The sequence below is a fragment of the Rufibacter sp. LB8 genome (assembly GCF_014876185.1).
Taxonomy (GTDB): Bacteria; Bacteroidota; Bacteroidia; order Cytophagales; family Hymenobacteraceae; genus Nibribacter.
On sequence record NZ_JADALJ010000001.1, the window covers coordinates 3,413,707 to 3,429,330 of the forward strand.

General features: G+C 58.3%; 14 protein-coding genes. 5 read left to right on the forward strand and 9 right to left on the reverse strand.

Annotated elements, in window-relative coordinates:
* Nucleotides 1-3: 3 nt before the first annotated feature.
* Together IMY23_RS14365 and IMY23_RS14370 are read right to left on the reverse strand one after the other, a co-directional pair.
* The gene (locus IMY23_RS14365; RefSeq protein ID WP_192822753.1) at nucleotides 4-618 is read right to left on the reverse strand and encodes a hypothetical protein; all 615 of its coding nucleotides are present in this window, start codon (nucleotides 616-618) and stop codon (nucleotides 4-6) included.
* Nucleotides 615-1,184 carry a conjugal transfer protein TraI gene (locus tag IMY23_RS14370; protein WP_192822754.1) on the reverse strand — a complete coding sequence of 190 codons (570 nt, stop codon included), beginning with the start codon at nucleotides 1,182-1,184 and terminating at the stop codon, nucleotides 615-617. The genes IMY23_RS14365 and IMY23_RS14370 overlap by 4 nt, the downstream gene beginning before the upstream one ends.
* Nucleotides 1,185-1,191: 7 nt before the next feature.
* On the opposite strand from IMY23_RS14370, the gene IMY23_RS14375 reads away from it, so the two are divergent.
* The gene (locus IMY23_RS14375; RefSeq protein WP_192822755.1) at nucleotides 1,192-1,338 is read left to right on the forward strand and encodes a hypothetical protein; all 147 of its coding nucleotides are present in this window, start codon (nucleotides 1,192-1,194) and stop codon (nucleotides 1,336-1,338) included.
* Here IMY23_RS14375 and IMY23_RS14380 read toward each other — a convergent pair.
* The 6 genes from IMY23_RS14380 to IMY23_RS14405 form a co-directional block, all read right to left on the reverse strand.
* Complete coding sequence (locus IMY23_RS14380) at nucleotides 1,324-3,804, reverse strand: TraG family conjugative transposon ATPase (RefSeq protein ID WP_192822756.1); 2,481 nt, start codon at nucleotides 3,802-3,804, stop codon at nucleotides 1,324-1,326. The two genes, IMY23_RS14375 and IMY23_RS14380, sit on opposite strands and share 15 nt — an antisense overlap.
* A 3-nt stretch (nucleotides 3,805-3,807) precedes the next feature.
* Nucleotides 3,808-4,128 (reverse strand): DUF4133 domain-containing protein, encoded by a 321-nt coding sequence (locus tag IMY23_RS14385; protein WP_192822757.1) that lies wholly within the window; start codon nucleotides 4,126-4,128, stop codon nucleotides 3,808-3,810.
* A gap of 9 nt (nucleotides 4,129-4,137) precedes the next feature.
* Nucleotides 4,138-4,425 (reverse strand): DUF4134 domain-containing protein, encoded by a 288-nt coding sequence (locus tag IMY23_RS14390; RefSeq protein WP_225986657.1) that lies wholly within the window; start codon nucleotides 4,423-4,425, stop codon nucleotides 4,138-4,140.
* 96 nt (nucleotides 4,426-4,521) lie between these two features.
* The gene (locus IMY23_RS14395; RefSeq protein ID WP_192822759.1) at nucleotides 4,522-5,040 is read right to left on the reverse strand and encodes a hypothetical protein; all 519 of its coding nucleotides are present in this window, start codon (nucleotides 5,038-5,040) and stop codon (nucleotides 4,522-4,524) included.
* Between the two features lie 234 nt (nucleotides 5,041-5,274).
* Nucleotides 5,275-6,153, reverse strand: a complete 879-nt coding sequence (locus IMY23_RS14400) for an RteC domain-containing protein (RefSeq protein WP_192822760.1) — start codon at nucleotides 6,151-6,153, stop codon at nucleotides 5,275-5,277.
* 313 nt (nucleotides 6,154-6,466) lie between these two features.
* Complete coding sequence (locus IMY23_RS14405) at nucleotides 6,467-7,573, reverse strand: hypothetical protein (protein WP_192822761.1); 1,107 nt, start codon at nucleotides 7,571-7,573, stop codon at nucleotides 6,467-6,469.
* 587 nt (nucleotides 7,574-8,160) lie between these two features.
* Between IMY23_RS14405 and IMY23_RS14410 the strand changes: the two genes are divergently transcribed.
* The 4 genes from IMY23_RS14410 (at nucleotide 8,161) to IMY23_RS14425 (ending at nucleotide 14,134) form a co-directional block, all read left to right on the forward strand.
* The gene (locus tag IMY23_RS14410; protein WP_192822762.1) at nucleotides 8,161-8,661 is read left to right on the forward strand and encodes a Crp/Fnr family transcriptional regulator; all 501 of its coding nucleotides are present in this window, start codon (nucleotides 8,161-8,163) and stop codon (nucleotides 8,659-8,661) included.
* A gap of 325 nt (nucleotides 8,662-8,986) precedes the next feature.
* Entirely contained in the window at nucleotides 8,987-9,283 is a 297-nt protein-coding gene (locus IMY23_RS14415) for a hypothetical protein (RefSeq protein ID WP_192822763.1), read from the forward strand.
* A gap of 862 nt (nucleotides 9,284-10,145) precedes the next feature.
* A complete protein-coding gene (locus tag IMY23_RS14420; protein ID WP_192822764.1) occupies nucleotides 10,146-12,260 on the forward strand; it encodes an alkaline phosphatase D family protein in 2,115 nt (704 codons plus the stop codon).
* A gap of 164 nt (nucleotides 12,261-12,424) precedes the next feature.
* Nucleotides 12,425-14,134, forward strand: a complete 1,710-nt coding sequence (locus tag IMY23_RS14425; RefSeq protein ID WP_192822765.1) for a hypothetical protein — start codon at nucleotides 12,425-12,427, stop codon at nucleotides 14,132-14,134.
* 101 nt (nucleotides 14,135-14,235) lie between these two features.
* Here the strand turns inward: IMY23_RS14425 and IMY23_RS14430 are convergent, their stop codons facing one another.
* Nucleotides 14,236-15,585 carry a RagB/SusD family nutrient uptake outer membrane protein gene (locus IMY23_RS14430; protein WP_192822766.1) on the reverse strand — a complete coding sequence of 450 codons (1,350 nt, stop codon included), beginning with the start codon at nucleotides 15,583-15,585 and terminating at the stop codon, nucleotides 14,236-14,238.
* Between the last annotated feature and the right edge of the window lie 39 nt (nucleotides 15,586-15,624).

Below are 15,624 nucleotides of genomic sequence, written 5' to 3' on the forward strand. Positions count from 1 at the left end.
GTGTCAGGGCCGCCGCAGAAGGGATATTTCCCGCAGGGCCATAGTTCGCTGGTAGACAAGTGCCTGCACCGCTAGGGCAAACCGGAGAGTATGCCTGCGTTTTTCCTCCAGGAGGGCGATCCGTAGCCACAGCTGGCGCAGACGCTCCGTGTCGTCCATCAGATAGGTTCCAGGGACGGCGACCCGTAGAAGCTCCCCCATGTCCAGGGAAGCGCCCGCCAGCACCCCTTCCCTCACCTGCCGGAGGTGGGCCGCTTGCGGGGGAGTGAGGCCTTCGGTAGGAAGGTTGGCCCATAGGCCTGAAATTGCCCTATGCAGCCGTTGGCCATGCGCCAGGACCTCGGCACGGGCCAGCTTCGGGTTTACAGAGTGGCGGGACTTGAAATATACCCGGTGGAGGTCCGTCTCCTCCCCGGCGGCCGACCGGAGAGTGTCCAGCTCCTGCCCTACCATCTGGTAGCCTCCTTTCAGGAGGGCCCGGTATTGCCTGAGGCCCTGGATTTGGTCCTCCAGGTAGGCCAACTGGGTTTTCTTCTGCCGGAGGAGCTCATCCCAGGTTTGGGACAGTGCAGGCCTCAGGCCAAGGGCCAGCAACAGGGATAAGCACAGTATTTTCATGGCTTGGGGGTTAAAGTGGGTAGGGCATACAACTGGCGGAGGGAAGCGATCTCCCGGGTGCTTTTGGCGCGTTGCAGGGCTATCCCTATGTTCTGGCGGTTGAAGCGCTGGAGGTCACGGTGGACCGTCGCCAGATGGTCCGCCGCGGTGGCCAGAAGGGCAAGGCGCCCGGCGTCGCCCATACTGGTGGTGTTCTCGGATGCCACTACCTCCACCTGCCGGAGGACCTGGTGGTTGGCGGCCAGCAATGCCGCGTACACCCGCCCCATGTCCCGTAACTCCCTGGGGGAGAACATGGGGCTATGGCGGAGGTGGCCCCAGACCCTCTGGTACTCCCGTATCAGTTGCTGCTGGTCCCGGAGGATGTCCTCCATCGCCACCGAGGCCCTGACGGCTTCCTTCACGTGGCGCAACTCCGTGAAATATTGTTCATACTGGGTACGGTGCATGTCAGCCCAGTCAGTGATCTCCCTCAGTTTCCGGCGGGATAGCTGGTACTCCATCGTCTTCTGGGCGGTCTGCAGGCGGAGCGTCTCATTCTGTAACCGTTGGACTTTCAGGTCCATAGCTTTGATGGCTTTGGTCACTCCCGCCTTGATGACCTCCACCACGGGGAGTTGGGCGAAGGCGGGCGGCCAGGCCATGGACATGGCCAGAACCAGAAGCCAGCAGCGTTTGGGTGTGCACCTCTTCTCCATAAGTGTTCTATTTATTGTGTAGGTTCTTTCTGATTTCATCCGCCAGGGCGACCACCCCCTGGGCCATGCCGCCATGCCGGGCCGCCTTGCGCTGTACTTCCAGCTTCTCCGACTCCTCGGTGGTGTAGGTGAGGTATTCCTCCAGCGAGACCTCCGTGCGGTACACCTGGCTGACCCTGCCCCCGAGACTGATGAACACCTCTTTGTATTTTCGGGTGGGGTCGTTGGCTTTGTTGAGGGAGAGCACCTGGGTCTTCTCCTTCTCCGTGAGGCCTAGGAGTTCCTGTACCTGATCGAACTTGTTCTGGTACTTGGCCTGGTCCAGCAGGATCTTACAGTCACTGTTGCTCAGGATGGCCTGTTTGACCACCGGTGAGGAGATGATGTCCTCCACCTCCTGGGTGACCACTACCGCCTCCCCGTAGAATTTGCGCACCGTCTTGAAGAGATAGCGGATGTATTCCGCCATCCCTTCCTTGGCGATGGCTTTCCACGCCTCCTCGATGAGGATCATTTTCCGGATGCCCTTCAGCTTGCGCATCTTGGAGATGAAAACCTCCATGATGATGATGGTCACGACCGGGAACAGGATGGGATGCTCTTTGATGGTATCCAACTCGAAGACGATGAACCGCTCCCCCAGCAGGTCCAGGTTCCGGGTGGCATTCAACAGGAAATCGAACTCGCCGCCTTTGTAATAAGGCTTGAGCACATACAGAAAGTTGGTGACGTCAAAATCCTTCTCCTTCACCTTATCCTGTTCCAACACCTGCAGGAACTCCCCGCTCAGGTACTCATAGAAGGTGTCAAAGCAGGGGAAAAGCGAAGGGTCCGCTTTCAATCGTTCATAATACCCCTGCAGGGCATGGGAGAGGGCCACATATTCTGACCGTCCGTAGGTTTCGTCCTCTTTTTTCCACAGGGCCAGGAGCAGGGTCTTGATGCTCTCCTTTTTCTCGGTGTCCAGGGAATCCCCATCCTGGATGTAGAAGGGGTTGAAGCAGAGGGGCTGGGCTTCGCCGTAGGTGAAGTAATACCCTCCCACCAGTTCGCACAGTCCCTGGTAGCTGTGGCCGACATCCACCACCACCACATGCGTGCCCTGTTCGTGGTAGGAGCGCACCATGTGGTTGGTGAAAAAGGATTTCCCGCTGCCACTGGGGCCCAGGATGAATTTGTTGCGGTTGGTGATGATGCCCTTCCGCATAGGTTCGTCCGAGAGATCCACCTGCACTGGCGTACCGGATACCCTGTCCCCCAGCCGGATCCCCACGGCGCCGCCGGTGGAGCGGTAGCCGCTTTCCAGGGTGAAAAAACACGCGGCCTGCTCCAGGAACATGTCAATGGTTTCATTCATGGGGAAATCACCCTCGTTGCCGGGGAGTCCGGCCCAGAAAAGCTGAGGAGCCCCCACCGTTTCCAGTTTAGGGGTGGCGTCCATCTGGGCCAGGGCTGCACTGACCATGTTCTTCAAGGCCTTGCCTTCGGTGGGGTCATCCGTCCAGGCCAGGAGGTTGAAGTGGGCCTTCACCGGAAGCCGCTGGTCAGCGATGGCCTCTTGGAGAAAGGCGTGGGTGGCGTCCCGGGCGATGGCGTTCTCCCTGGAGTACGCGGCAAGGGATTGCAGCCGCAGCCGCTTGGACTCCAATTTCTTGAGCAGGGCGGGGGTGTCCTGCAGGAACACATATTGGTTGTATACATGGTCGCACGGAAGCAGCAGGCCCAGCGGGTGGCTGAAGCCCAGGCTGAAGCGGGTCTTGTCCGTGGAATATTTCGCGTAGTCGGTACGGGCACCGCAATGGGAGGGGAAGTCCTCGGCGTCCGCCAGGGTGAAGAGCTGACAGGCCTTGTCCCCTATGTGCAGTTCGTTTTTCAGGCGCAGGTCCTGCAGGAAAGGGGGGCACTGCCTATCCAGCAGGAAACAATACTGTTCCAGTATCCCGGCCTCGGTGGGAGTGCCCACGAGCTCCTCATCCTGCAACTGTCTCACCTGCAGGAATCCGCTGTCTACCAGCACCTGGCAGCACTGGCCTACCCTGTCCTGGAACTCCTGAAGGAAGTGCGGCGAGGACAGATGCCGGGGGATGAGGGAGGGGCGAAGGAGGTTGCAGAACAGGGAGCTCCCGGCCTTGCGTCCCGGGGCCCTGCCCGTAATGAACAGGCGGCACCGGTGCCGGAGGAACGGCATCCCCTGGAAGAAACGCTCACTGGCCTCCGAGAGGAAACTGGCCCCGTCCCGGCTGAAATCCCCCTGGAAGCGGGTTTGGGTGTACCAATCCTGTTTGTGGAAGACGGTGTGCGGCGGCAGGAGGCGCAACGCCTTGACCCAGGTGTGATGGAGCGTATCGTAGTCCTCCCCAGAGAGGGTGAAGATCTCCGGGAGGGAAGCCTCGAAGGCCACCGTCACATCCCCCTGGAAAGACAGCAGCGTGTGGTGCTCTACCTTGTAGATGGGGAGCAGGTGTTCGATATCGACGGAGTGTGCCATGGTTTACGGATTTTTTAGTCGCAGGAAAGCATGCCGGGAGCGGCAACGGATACTGTGGGGTAGGCGGTGGCGCGCCCACCGCTTCATCAGGCCGTGGGTGCCATAGGTGCGGCTTAGCCGGAAAACGCCGATGAACAGGCCGGAGCCCCCCATAAGGGTGAGTCCCAGGACGAGGTACAGGGGCGTCCCAAGGAGATAGAGAAAGGTGAACGAGAGCAGGAGAGCCACCAGGCCTCCTGCCAGGTACCCGATGTATTGGGCTTTGAGCCCCTTGAACTCAATGGGTCGGTTAATGCCTTTGTTGAGGCGGTACACGGGGGCCATGGTGGAACCTCAGATACCGAAGAAGGACCGTAGGACCGTCGCCACTATCACCAGGAAAATACAGCTGCCAAACCAGCTCCCCGCCACTTTCCCAGTGTCGGGCTCCCCGGCATTCCACTTCTGGTAGACCTTGACGGCACCGATGAGGCCCACCACGGCCCCCACCGCATACATCAGGCTGACCCCGGTGTCAAAATAGCCGCGCACCTTGTTGGTGGCCTCCATGATGCCGGCATTGCCGTCACCGGCATCCTGTGCCATACCCTGCAGGGCCGAGGCCAGGAGAAAGGTGGCCATCAGGGCTGTGGCCCATGCCTGGGACAGGAGTGCCCTTTTTCGTTGTTTTTGAGGTACATGTGTCTTCATGGGTATTGGATTATTGGTTCGTGAAAATCAAGCCGTTGTTTGCCATAGGATTTCCAGTTCCTGGGCGGAGACCTCAAAGGGGAGCTGTTCCCGCAGATTCGCCAACAGCGCGGGGAGGTGAGGGCTGTCAGTTATCTCCGGGTATCGGAGCTTGACCGCCTGGAGTAGGAAGGGAAGGTCTTCTCGCGTGCCGGCCTCCTTATCCAGGACCTCCCCGATGGAGCGGAACTCCTGGAGGATTTCCGGCACCTGGGTCAGCAGCTGGTCTTGCTGGGGCATCTGGCCTGGGAAAGCGAAACGCAGTTGGGCGGAGGTGCTGTAGCTGACGCCCGGCGCGGGGGCGGCTGGGCCCATTACCTCCCCCTCCTGGCCGGAGGGGGGCTGGGTGGCGGCCAGGGAAGTCCTGCCCTGTAGGGATGACTTGACCCGTGCAAGCCGCTCTCTGAGCCTACTTCGGTAAAACCTGTACAGGAAAACCAGATAGTACAGGAAAAGTGCCGTTCCGACGGTCAGACAGTACTGGGTCCAGGTAAAGGTGTGAAGCATGGCAGCGGAAGTTTAACCGGCGCCCCGTTGCACCGGTGATGACAAGGGCAAAATTGCTTCATGGAGGCGTCCAGGCTTGACAAGGTGTTGGGGCCTACCCTACGATTTTTTTACCGCCGCCAGGGAAAAGGGAAAGCCCCATGGCCGGTTCAAAGAATTGGTCATGGGGCTTCACAGCGTACTGTCGCCTGGCTATGCAGGCTCCGGCACCTCAGCACTTCAGCGGAGTGGGCTTTATCTGCCAGGCCCCCTTCTGCGGGGGTCGAAGGCATCCTCCTCGTCCAGCTTCTTGAGGAGGCTCTCCCGCATCTGGTCCAGATACTTGGTCTGGCTCAGGAGCTTCCGCCTTTTTATCTCGGTGAACCTGCGGTATGGCCTTCCGATGGAGATATTCAGATGCTCCTCCAGCCACCGTACGATTTCGGCGATCCCTGCCTGTCCGTGATTCAACTGCCCGGTGCAATACCACCCGTAGGCGATCTCCACCAGGTTGATGGCGTCCCCGGTCCACGTGAGCTGTTTTCCACGGTGGGGAGGGAAGGAGTTTGCCCCGCGGTTGTTTTCCAGAAGCTGGAGCTGCCGATGGAGGAATTCCGTCAGCTTCCCGTGCGCGACCATTCGGGCCAACAGGTTGCCGGCCGGTGTGCAGAAGCGGTCATCGGATTCCGCCTCCAGCAATTTGTGCCACCCCACGATCCCCTCCCCTCCCCGCAGGAACAATTTCTCGTCCAGGTAGGTCGCCTCCGACCGGTAATACTGGTAAAGGGGCAGGTTAAGGTGGTGGAACCACCGGATGGCGGCCAGTTCGTTCTCAAAAAAGCATCTAATGTCCTGTAGGCTTCCCTCCGGCCTCATCAATTCCAGCATGTCCACCCGGGCGTGGTACACCAGAAGGCCGGCGATCCTGGGCTTCTGGTGCTTGAAGAAATGTATTTCCTCCTCCTGGGAGGCGAATCCCTGCGCCAGGACTTGGGCTTTCAATTCCTCCAGCCGTTGGTGGAGAAGGTCCAGGATGTTCAGCCTGCGCATGGCTGGAGTTAAGTCTGCCCGTTGTTCCATCTGGTCGATGTCGGACAGAAGGTCTTCATACATGGTCTCGGTAAACTGTTTCATGACGTACAGATTTTAAGTGGGGGAATGGACAAACGCTAAAAAGCAAAAGGGTCAGGTTTCCGGGCACGGCTATAGGTCCGCTGAAGGCTGTACAGGGAATTTAGCAGGCCCTATTTCTTTCTGAAAGTGTCCAAGGTGGCTCCGGAAAGGGACTATAGGGCGGCTTGTGCCTGAAAACCAGGGCTCTATGCACCAGAAATGGTGTCTTCTTGCCTGATGAAACAAATGTAAATCCCGGGTGCGGGCAAGTTTTTCCACACCTGGGCCGTTTGGGCAGCCAGCCAGAAGGCCGCTGCCCCGCTCTCACAACCATTCAGGACAAATATTTCTCGTTCAGCCGCTGCAGCATCAAGTGAAGTTGCGCTTTCACTTTGCGGGCCGCGGAGGGGGAAGGGTCATAGGTCTTGTTTTTAAAGCTATGGCCGGAAATTTTCTCTTTTTTGCTGGTGCCGACGTGATTGGCGATGAATTCATGGACGTCAGCCTTCCTTTTGGCCATGAGGAAGCCCGTCTCCACCAACAGCCGCATGAAAAGTGCCAGTTGCGTGGCGGTGCACCCTACCGTGAAATATGGGCGGGCGGGTGCAGTGGGGACGCCCTGCATTCTATGGAGAGCGGGCAGGTTTTCCATTTCCACTATAAACCGTATCTCCTCCTTCAGGAATTTTACCACACTGGCCTGTAGGGAGGGAGCCTTCAGGTCAAAGCCCGTGTCCGGTTTCTCCGGTACCTGTCTGCACAGTTTTAGGAGGTACAGCAGCTCCCGGTGCTGGTCACGGTAAGCGGGGAACATCCTGGTATGGCCCTGTATTTTTTGGAGGCAGAAGCCATAGAACGGGGCGCAGTTGAAATTCAAGTAGAACATCTTACGCATCAGACCATGGAAAATGGACTTCGGGTGCGGATGTGGCAGCTTTGCGATGCGTAGCAGGCAGGCGGTGAACTCCTCCAGGTAAAGGTAATCCGACCAGGTGGAGGGGGCGAACCAATCACTGTGGGTCTGACAGCAGAAAAGGTATTCCTTCAAAAGGTGACGCAGCCCGGCATCCAATTCCTGCCCCTCCAGGTACCCCACCAGTTGCCTTTGGGAAGAGGCCAGAGACTCCGCGTACCAGTCGCGGCAGGCAAGGGGGGCGTCCCGTTGGAAGTGGAAGCTACCGGGGAAGTGGCGCAGCTGGTGGAACAGCAGCCCTTTCACCTCCTCCAACACGCGTACATGGAATTGCCATGCTTCATCATCTGACCGGTGCGCCCCCCGGTGGTATAGGCTGTCCGCCAAGGAAGTCAGTTCCATCTGTTGTACCAACGGGGCTTGGGAAGTCTGCCGTGAGTTCCCGGCGTCACAGAGATGCTGCGCCATGTCTTTTCGGATACGGTCACAGATGGCTGCCAGGGATGCCTCCCATCCAGGGTCAGCCATGCATGCAGGGGCGCCGGTGAAAGTGTGGCGCTCGATGAATTCGGCGAGGGGGGAAACCAAATTTCGTGTCATATGTCTTTTCCTGCCCGCTCGCTTCCTCCTTCCAATCCGCCTCTGACGGTGGAAAGGAGGAAGCGAGCGGCCAAGCGGTGGAAATATCACCTTAAGGGGGTGATATGCAAAATGTTCAATAAGATATTTGCAAGGCGACGGGAAAAATTGCAATTGGTTTGGGATAATTCCCAAGGTGCATGGGAAAATTCCCCCTTCAATAGACTTGATAGGGCGATTCTTAAATGCTTTATTAAGCAGGAAGTACTTTTCTGCGGGTATGAATAAGCAAAAATCTAAATTAAGGTAATTACTAAAAACATTAAAAAAGTTCTACTTTATAAAAGGGAATATAGGCAAGCGGCCCTTCCCTGCCGACCCTTGCAAGGGAAGAAAAGGTCAGCCTGACAGGTGTGATTTCAGTGACAAAATCGTGTTAAGGCCAAAATTTTATGGACGGATTAGATGAGATATTAGCAAATAAAGGGCTGAGGGCGGTATCCGGGAGGGATAGGCTGATCAGCCTTTTTACACAGGTGCGGCTACGCAAAGGGCAGCTTTTACTGGTGCCTGGCCATGCGTCCCAGAGTATTTACTTCCTTGAGAGTGGATTGGTGCGGGGATATTCCAGCGGCGATGGGTTTGAATACACCCGTTGGTTTGCGCATGAAGGCGAGTTTCTGCTGCCGGACGGCTGTTTCCATGGGGCAGCCTCCACGGAGTATGTGGAGGTGCTGGAGGAAACCCTGGCTTATGCCCTGCCTCTCCGGCAGATGGAAAGCCTGTTGGCGGAGATTCCCCAGGTTGCCCACCTCTTCCTGAAACTTCTGGAGGAAAAGGCCCTTCAGGGGAGGCGCCGGGAGGAGATGCTCCGCATAGCCTCCGCTGCGGAGCGGTACCGATACTTGCAGAGTACAAGGCAGGAAGTGGTGCGCAGGGTCAACCAGGAGATGATGGCCTCTTATCTGAACCTCTCCCCCAAGCACCTGAGCCGGCTTCGGCGGGAGGAGGCGCACGGGGGAAGGGAAAAAAATTAGGGTCCTGCGCCCTGCGTACCAGACATGTGCCCTGGTATTTCTAGACATGGGTGGTTTCCTGTCTCCGACATTGGGCCTTTTGGCCGATGGCTTCCTTCTATAGCTTTACCCCATCCAAACAGCTGGCCCGGTAAGGATCCCACTTGGCTAAGGAAGGAGGTGCATGCCCAAAAAGAATGAAACCGTCTGTGGCCGGTAGCTGGAACGTTACCCGCCGCAGGCCAGGGTCGCCTATACCTGTACCCGAAGAGGCAAACTATTCATTCATTTTCCCTTACCTAAAGTTTTTCGTCTGCTTTTTGATCTACAAAAGCACCCAAGCCTTATGAAGAAGATTTTTTATTCCCTCGTGTTGGTGACCCTGGTAGGAGCTGCCAGCGCTTTCACCCTCTCCTCCACCCCTTCCCGGCAGTCCATTCAGCGGTTCCAGTTCCAGGGAAGCACCCTTGAGGAAGCTCTGGACTCCACCAACTGGCAACAGGTGGATATCAACGACCCAGCCCCCGGCTGTTTCAACGGGGAGCTGCCCTGCTATGTGGAAACGGAGATGAGCATCAGCCAATGGCTCTCCGGCAAAGACGAGGAGAGCGTGGCCTTGGAGGCGGATGCACGGCGCAACTAACCCTTCCTCGCTTTGGAAAGAGGCCGTCCCGGAAAGGATGGCCTCTTTTTTTACCAGGCACCCACATGTCAATGGATGCCGACACATAGGCCGTGCCAAGTGCAGAACGGCCCCATATGTTGATATCCATTGACCTGGAAGTGTGTGCCTTTCCTGATTGACCAAAGGGAATCGCCCCTACCTAGGAAGCCCTTGCCGGAGGATGGGTAAATCCTTGGTTCTATTCTTTAGATGCCTAGTGTGTCGATTGCTCCGATGGGAATAATCACAATCTCTATTATTTGGATAATTGAAATTTAAAGTATTGATTTACAATGTTCCCATAGGGGCTGCCCACTTGGCTTTGGACAGCGGAAAAACCAACGCCATTGATTAGCCGCCGCTGTAAATGCAATCCCGGAGAAGGACCTGCCCTTAACTAGAAGAGGTGTCTGCCAGGAAATGTCACCGCCAAGCAGAAACCTCCGGATTCGGTCTTTTCAGGTACCGCCAGGCTTCTAGGTACGCAGCATCACCCTTGTTTCTACATGGTTGGAGTTGGCTCACTTTATTAGTACTGGCTGGGGAAAGGGATTGCTTACCCGTACCAGCGGAATGGACTGGCAGGATTACGATCGGTGCTGCGGCCTACTTTTTCAATTATGTGCGCACCCGCTCCGGAAGAACAGTTTTGGTGGAACGGGGATGGGAGAAAAGCCACCCTACCGGTTTGCCTTCTTCCCGGTACTCATCCAGGGGACAGGCGCATCCTGGCCGGGAAAGTTTGCCCAGCCTTTTAACCGCTATACCTCCTATCACATATATACCTTAGAGCTAGCCCTATCCCATAATTCTCTGGTCCGTTCCCTAAGAAGCCAACCCTATGCAAAAGACATCCCGCTATCTACCCTCGTTTGTACTGTTGCTTTCTATGCTGACCGCCCACGCCCAAAAGCCGGATACCAGGGACACGTGGTTCCCCGCCTTGCCCACCATGGATTACAACCCCTCCGGAGGCCAGGTGCGGGTGGCCTACCCGAGCGCTGACGGCAAACCCAGAATTTGGGTCAAAGGCTCACCCGATCTACCCTATTTCAGGATAGAGACCCCCGATGGGGTATTTACTTCCCCATTCCGCCGGCTGGAACCACCGTTTTTCACGGCGACCCAAACCATTGCGTTCGCTCATCCACAGCTTTGGGTGACCTTCGCGAGGGACACCACTGAGAAAGCCACCTGGACCGTGGCCAAGGCGGTATGGCCGATGGGCAGGGAGAAGCTGCTGGAGCCTGCCACGCCGTTCACGGTTCTGGCCTACGGCTGCTTCGAGCCGTTCAAGGTGGGAAAGGACGGGGAGCCCTTGGTGCTGAATGGCGACTTCGGGGAAAGGAACCGCGAGCTCAGGGAGGTGTTCAGGGCGGTCGCCTTGGGAGAGGGGCAAGCGGCCCGCGTTCAGCAGGCCTCAAGGCGTTACCGCGCCTCCCTGGAACCGGCCCCGCATGTAGGAAAATTGAACGAGGCGGACATCAGGGCCAACTATGCCACCTGGCCAACCGACTATGAACCCGCCCCGCACCTCACTATGTTGTCACTCCCCCCGGCAAGGCTGGTGATAGGCACAGGAGACCAAGTGTACATGGACACGGGCTATGATAAAAAAGTGAAAAAACACCCACTGACCGGCTGGAACTTCAACAACCGGCCCAAGCCGCGGTGGCGGGCAGATTCCATCGCCTTTGAACGCCATGTGGAGAGTACCTACCGGTTTTACGGGGCCTTCTCCACCCTTTCGGATGTGTTCGCCCGGCTGCCGACCGTGGGGGTGTGGGATGACCACGAAATCAGGGACGGGTGGGGGTCCCATGGGGATGAGTACCAGGACGGCAACCCTACCCACCTCTCTTCCGCGGAAGGCCTTGCCGGCGCTTACCGGGCGGCCCGCCGGGGATATCTCCAGCACCAGTTTGCCCTGGGGCCCGGTAGCCCGGGGACTGGGGACACGGCCCCGCTCCACCAGGAGTTCCAGGTCGGCCCGGTGCGGGGATTCGCCTTTGACCTGCGCAGCCAGCGCAACACCCAGCTCCAGCAGGTGATGGGGGAAGACCAGATGAAAGCCTTCGAAGAGTGGGTGAACCGGCTGTTGGCGAATCCCGAGGCCCATGGCAGGGAAATAATGATCGTCTCGTCCATGCCTTTTTTCAAATCCTACAAAGGCAGCAGCCGCACCTTATTGAACGTGGTCTCGTTTGGGGAATCCAAGGACGATAACCGCGACGGGTGGGAGTCGGGTTTCAACCGGAACCACGTCCAGCGGCAAGCCCTAGTCAAACACCTCGTCCGGCTGCGCAAGGCAGATATCCGCCCCCTGCTGCTCAGCGGGGATATCCATGAGGGGGCCATCTCCGAGGTGTGGTATTCATGTGATAAAAGCGCCGATGCGCAGGTGTTGGCCTATGAGATCGTCGCCAGTGGTCTTTCCCATGCCTCCCTTGACCGAAGGAAATTCAAGGACGACCTGCAGTTTTTCGCCGATGCGCAGCGTCGGAGCCAAGCGGACTTTTCCGTGCCCGAGCCCCTGCGCCCGGCGGACCAGCAGGCCCTCCAGCCCCAAGAGCGGGTGAGTTGTGACTCCACGCTCCTGCAGCCCTGTCTGAGGATAAGTGCCCCCGCCCTGAATTTCGGGGCTATCGAGTTCGGCACCGAGGCCTCCGCCACCCTGCACCTCTTCCTGCTACAACGGGAGGGGGCGGTCAAGGACTATGTCGTTCAGACCAATTGGGGGAAGACCTGGTTTGCGGACTGCCACTTGCAGAGTCCCAAAGGGAATATGGGCTTCCGGCCCTCCCTTCCGGACTTCGTCTATTGCCTTCCCTCCGTAAGGTTGCCGGGCACCACTTGCCCGGATCCCGTCTCCAAAGATACCCCGGGTATGGAGTCACCCCAGAAACAGCAGCACCAGCAGAATGAAGGATGGAGGCCTTTCAAAAAAAAGAAATAACCTGACCTACCAGCCCAAAAGACATGGAGACGCCTGTTTCTTCAGGGAAGGGTGTCTCCTTTCATACTCCCTTCGCCGCCCGGCCTGCCGAGGCCGGGCGGCACTGACGGTCCCCCGCAGGATCCTATAGCCCTAGGCAATTTTAATCAATGATGACTTATCCTATGAAACATTCAATACTGTTACTTATATGTGCCCTCACCCTTTCCACCGTGCTGGGGCAGGGATACAGCCGCTCTTTCGTCTTTGATGGGAAACCCTTCCATTTCAAAGGCGACAAAATAGATGACATGAACTTCCAGGTGGTGCTGGAGGAGTCCCCCGCCAACAGGGTGAGCTACACCCTCACCCCTCTCAGTGTGGAGACGTTCAATTCCTTTTTTGCCGCCAACCTGAAGCTGCTGCTGCCAGAAGGGCAGAGAGCCCTGTCCGCGGACAAGGAGAAAGAACTCCAGGCCAGGTCACAGGAGCTTTTCAACGGGTTCATCATCGCCATGCTGACGGGGAATGAGTCTGACGCCCCGCTGGCAGGCACCCTGACCATCCCTTCCGAAGTCACGGCGTACTGGGGCAACAACGACGCCGGGGACCCGCCGGTAGGGCGGATCCGGATAAAAGATGTCTCCTTTGAGTTCCATGAGGGGTTTCTGGAGATCGTCAAAGTCAACGGGGTGATAGAGGATTCGAATGCCGTGCGGCAGCTGGAGACGTTGAGGAACCAGAAAAAGACCAAGGGGAAAGCGGACACCCCCCCTGCAGCTGCCCAGGGCACCGTGCCCAGGCCCCAGGCGGTCACCCGCCCCCTAGAACTGGTCTTCATCAACAAATACGGGATCGGGTTTGCCTCCCGCGGCAATTTCAGGGCCTTGCACCGCATCGCCCTGTTTGACCAGGTTTCCGCTGGGGAGAACGCCGTGTACATAAAGGTGGGAGACCTGTTGCAGTATGACTATGAGATACAGTTGCTGAACCGCGACTTCAGCCCCTATAGCCAATCCTTCAAGACCACCGGGGGGAAAACCATCAAACTATACAAGGAGGAGACCTCCAAACTATTTGAGGCCATTGTTTATACCGACGTGAAAGGATGGGACGAGGATAACCCGAACGGGCTGATACAGACCGAGTTCAGCAAAAGGATCAACCTGATGACCACCCGGCGGCAGAGTTTCCGGTTCGTCGGCTGGCTCGGGAGGGGGGTGGGGGCCTTACATTTCATCCGGCCCGCCCTGACGCTCTCCAAGCTGGAGGAGAAAAACAAATACCTCGTGCCCTACGCCCAGGATGAGGTGGTGGCCACCACCGTGAACAATGTAACCAGCCATAGCCTGCGCTCCGCCAGGTACGCCACTCCGCTGCAGGTGCTGCGGTACCAGAAATATGCGGTGGGTCTGGATATGAACCTACTCTTCCTGGACAACTGGATCTACCACCTCTACCTAAATGCGGGGTTCCGCTTCGGCTCCACCTCCGTGGCGGATTCGGTGGTAGCGCTCAACCCTGAAAACAAGGTGGTCCGGAACGGACTGGTGAAGGAATACGACCTGGATTACCTGGTTTTCTATCCGGAGGTGATGGTGCAGTTCTGGCCGGATGCCCGGTTCAGCCTTTCGCTTGCCTACCGCCCGCAGCACATCAGCTTCATCTCTGACGAGGTGCAGACCGCGAATTTCGACAAGTACACGAAGGCTCTGTCGGGCGAGGTGGAACGGGTGGTGAACACATACGAGATTGCGGGGTACGCCCGTGTGGGGGATAATGGCCGGATTTTCGTGCGGTGGCGGCTGTTTTCGGAGAAAGGCAACCTCCACCAGCATTTCAGCCAGCAGCAGTTTGGTTATTCATTTTTCATCCTGAAGAACCGTTCAAAATAATTCCCTTATCTTGTGCGCAGACAGACAACAAAGAAAACCCATCTTCTACACATCCTAAAGGGGAGGCTGCCAATGGCAGCCTCCCCTTTTTTGCTTCATGCCTACTGTGGGTTCTGCGGCATGCCCGACAACTCCACCAGGTCCTCCGGCAGGGGGCGGGCATAGCGCGCGTCATTGGGGGCCAAGGTGTGCGTGACGCCCTGTACCGTGCGGGTGAGGGTGATACCCGCCCCCTCTTTGTTCAGGCGCTTGAGGTCCATCCAGCGCAGACCCCGCATCAGCAGTTGCTTGCGGCGCTCCTGTAGGATGCGGGTGAGGGCGTCCTGCGCGGTGGCGGCGTTAAAGGGCACGAACGTGCCCGTCTTCCAGCGGGTCACCAGCAGCGTGTTCAGGTCCTGCAGTGCCTCGTCGGCTTTCCCCTGGCGGGCGTACCCCTCGGCCCGGGTGAGGTACACCTCATCGGTGGCCACCCCGGCGAACATGCCGCCCACCATCTGGTCGGCGCTGCCCCGGAACCCGTAGGTGCCGCCGGGGTTGGCCCGGAAGAACAGCGTCTTGCGTAGGTCATTGGCATGGTAGGAGGTATACAGCTCCGGCACCACCTTGGCCCGCGCGATGTCCAGCGTGTTCTGGGCCCCCGAGAGGGAGAACTCCGCCATGATCTCCTGGTTGAACTGCGGGATGGGGTAGGTGGCGGCCGCGCTGAGCGTGTTGTAGTTCATCAGCTTGCTGTGCAGCTGCAGGCTGGAGTCAGCGTAGAGGGTAGCGGTGGGGTAGTCCCGCATGGAGAGGTAGGTGCGCGCCAGCAGGCCGTAGGCCGCCGCCCGGTTGGGGCGCACGGCGTGTACGGTGGCAATGGGCAGCAGCCGCACCGCCTCCCGCAGGTCCTGTAGGATCTGGCCGTAGGTCTGTTGCACGGTGGCCCGTTCCGAGGGCACGTTGAAATCCGTGGTGAGCCGCAGCGAGATGGCCAGGTCAGTGCCAGCGGTGGCAACATCATAGGCCGGTGCCCAGAGCATGGCCCCCTGCTGGAAATAGGACGCCCGCAGGAACAGGGCCTGCCCTTTCACGTCATCCCACTGGGCGGCGTTGGCCGCGGTGCGCGGCATGCCTGCCACATGCTCCAGCACGGTGTTGGCGTAGTAGACGGGCCGGTACAGGTAGGACCAGTCGTTAGTGCCGGGGGCGAAAACCCCGTCTTTCGCCCAGATGTACATGCGCCGGTTCTCCTCCCGGCTCAGGGCCGCCCAATCGGTGTCGGTGAGGTAGTAGTTGTCGGCGCTGATCTCCGGGGCGTTGGGGAACCCGGCGGTGATGAGGTTGTGGTTGTCCAGCAGGGCCTGCAGGTCCCGCAGGGTGGAGGGTACCACCAGCTGGCGGTCCGGTTTCTCCTCCAGGAAGTCCTGGCAGCCCCCCAGCAGGGACAGGCACAGCAACAGAAGGGTGTTCAAGGCGATGGGTCTCATGGAAGTCATTTTTTTAGGTATTTA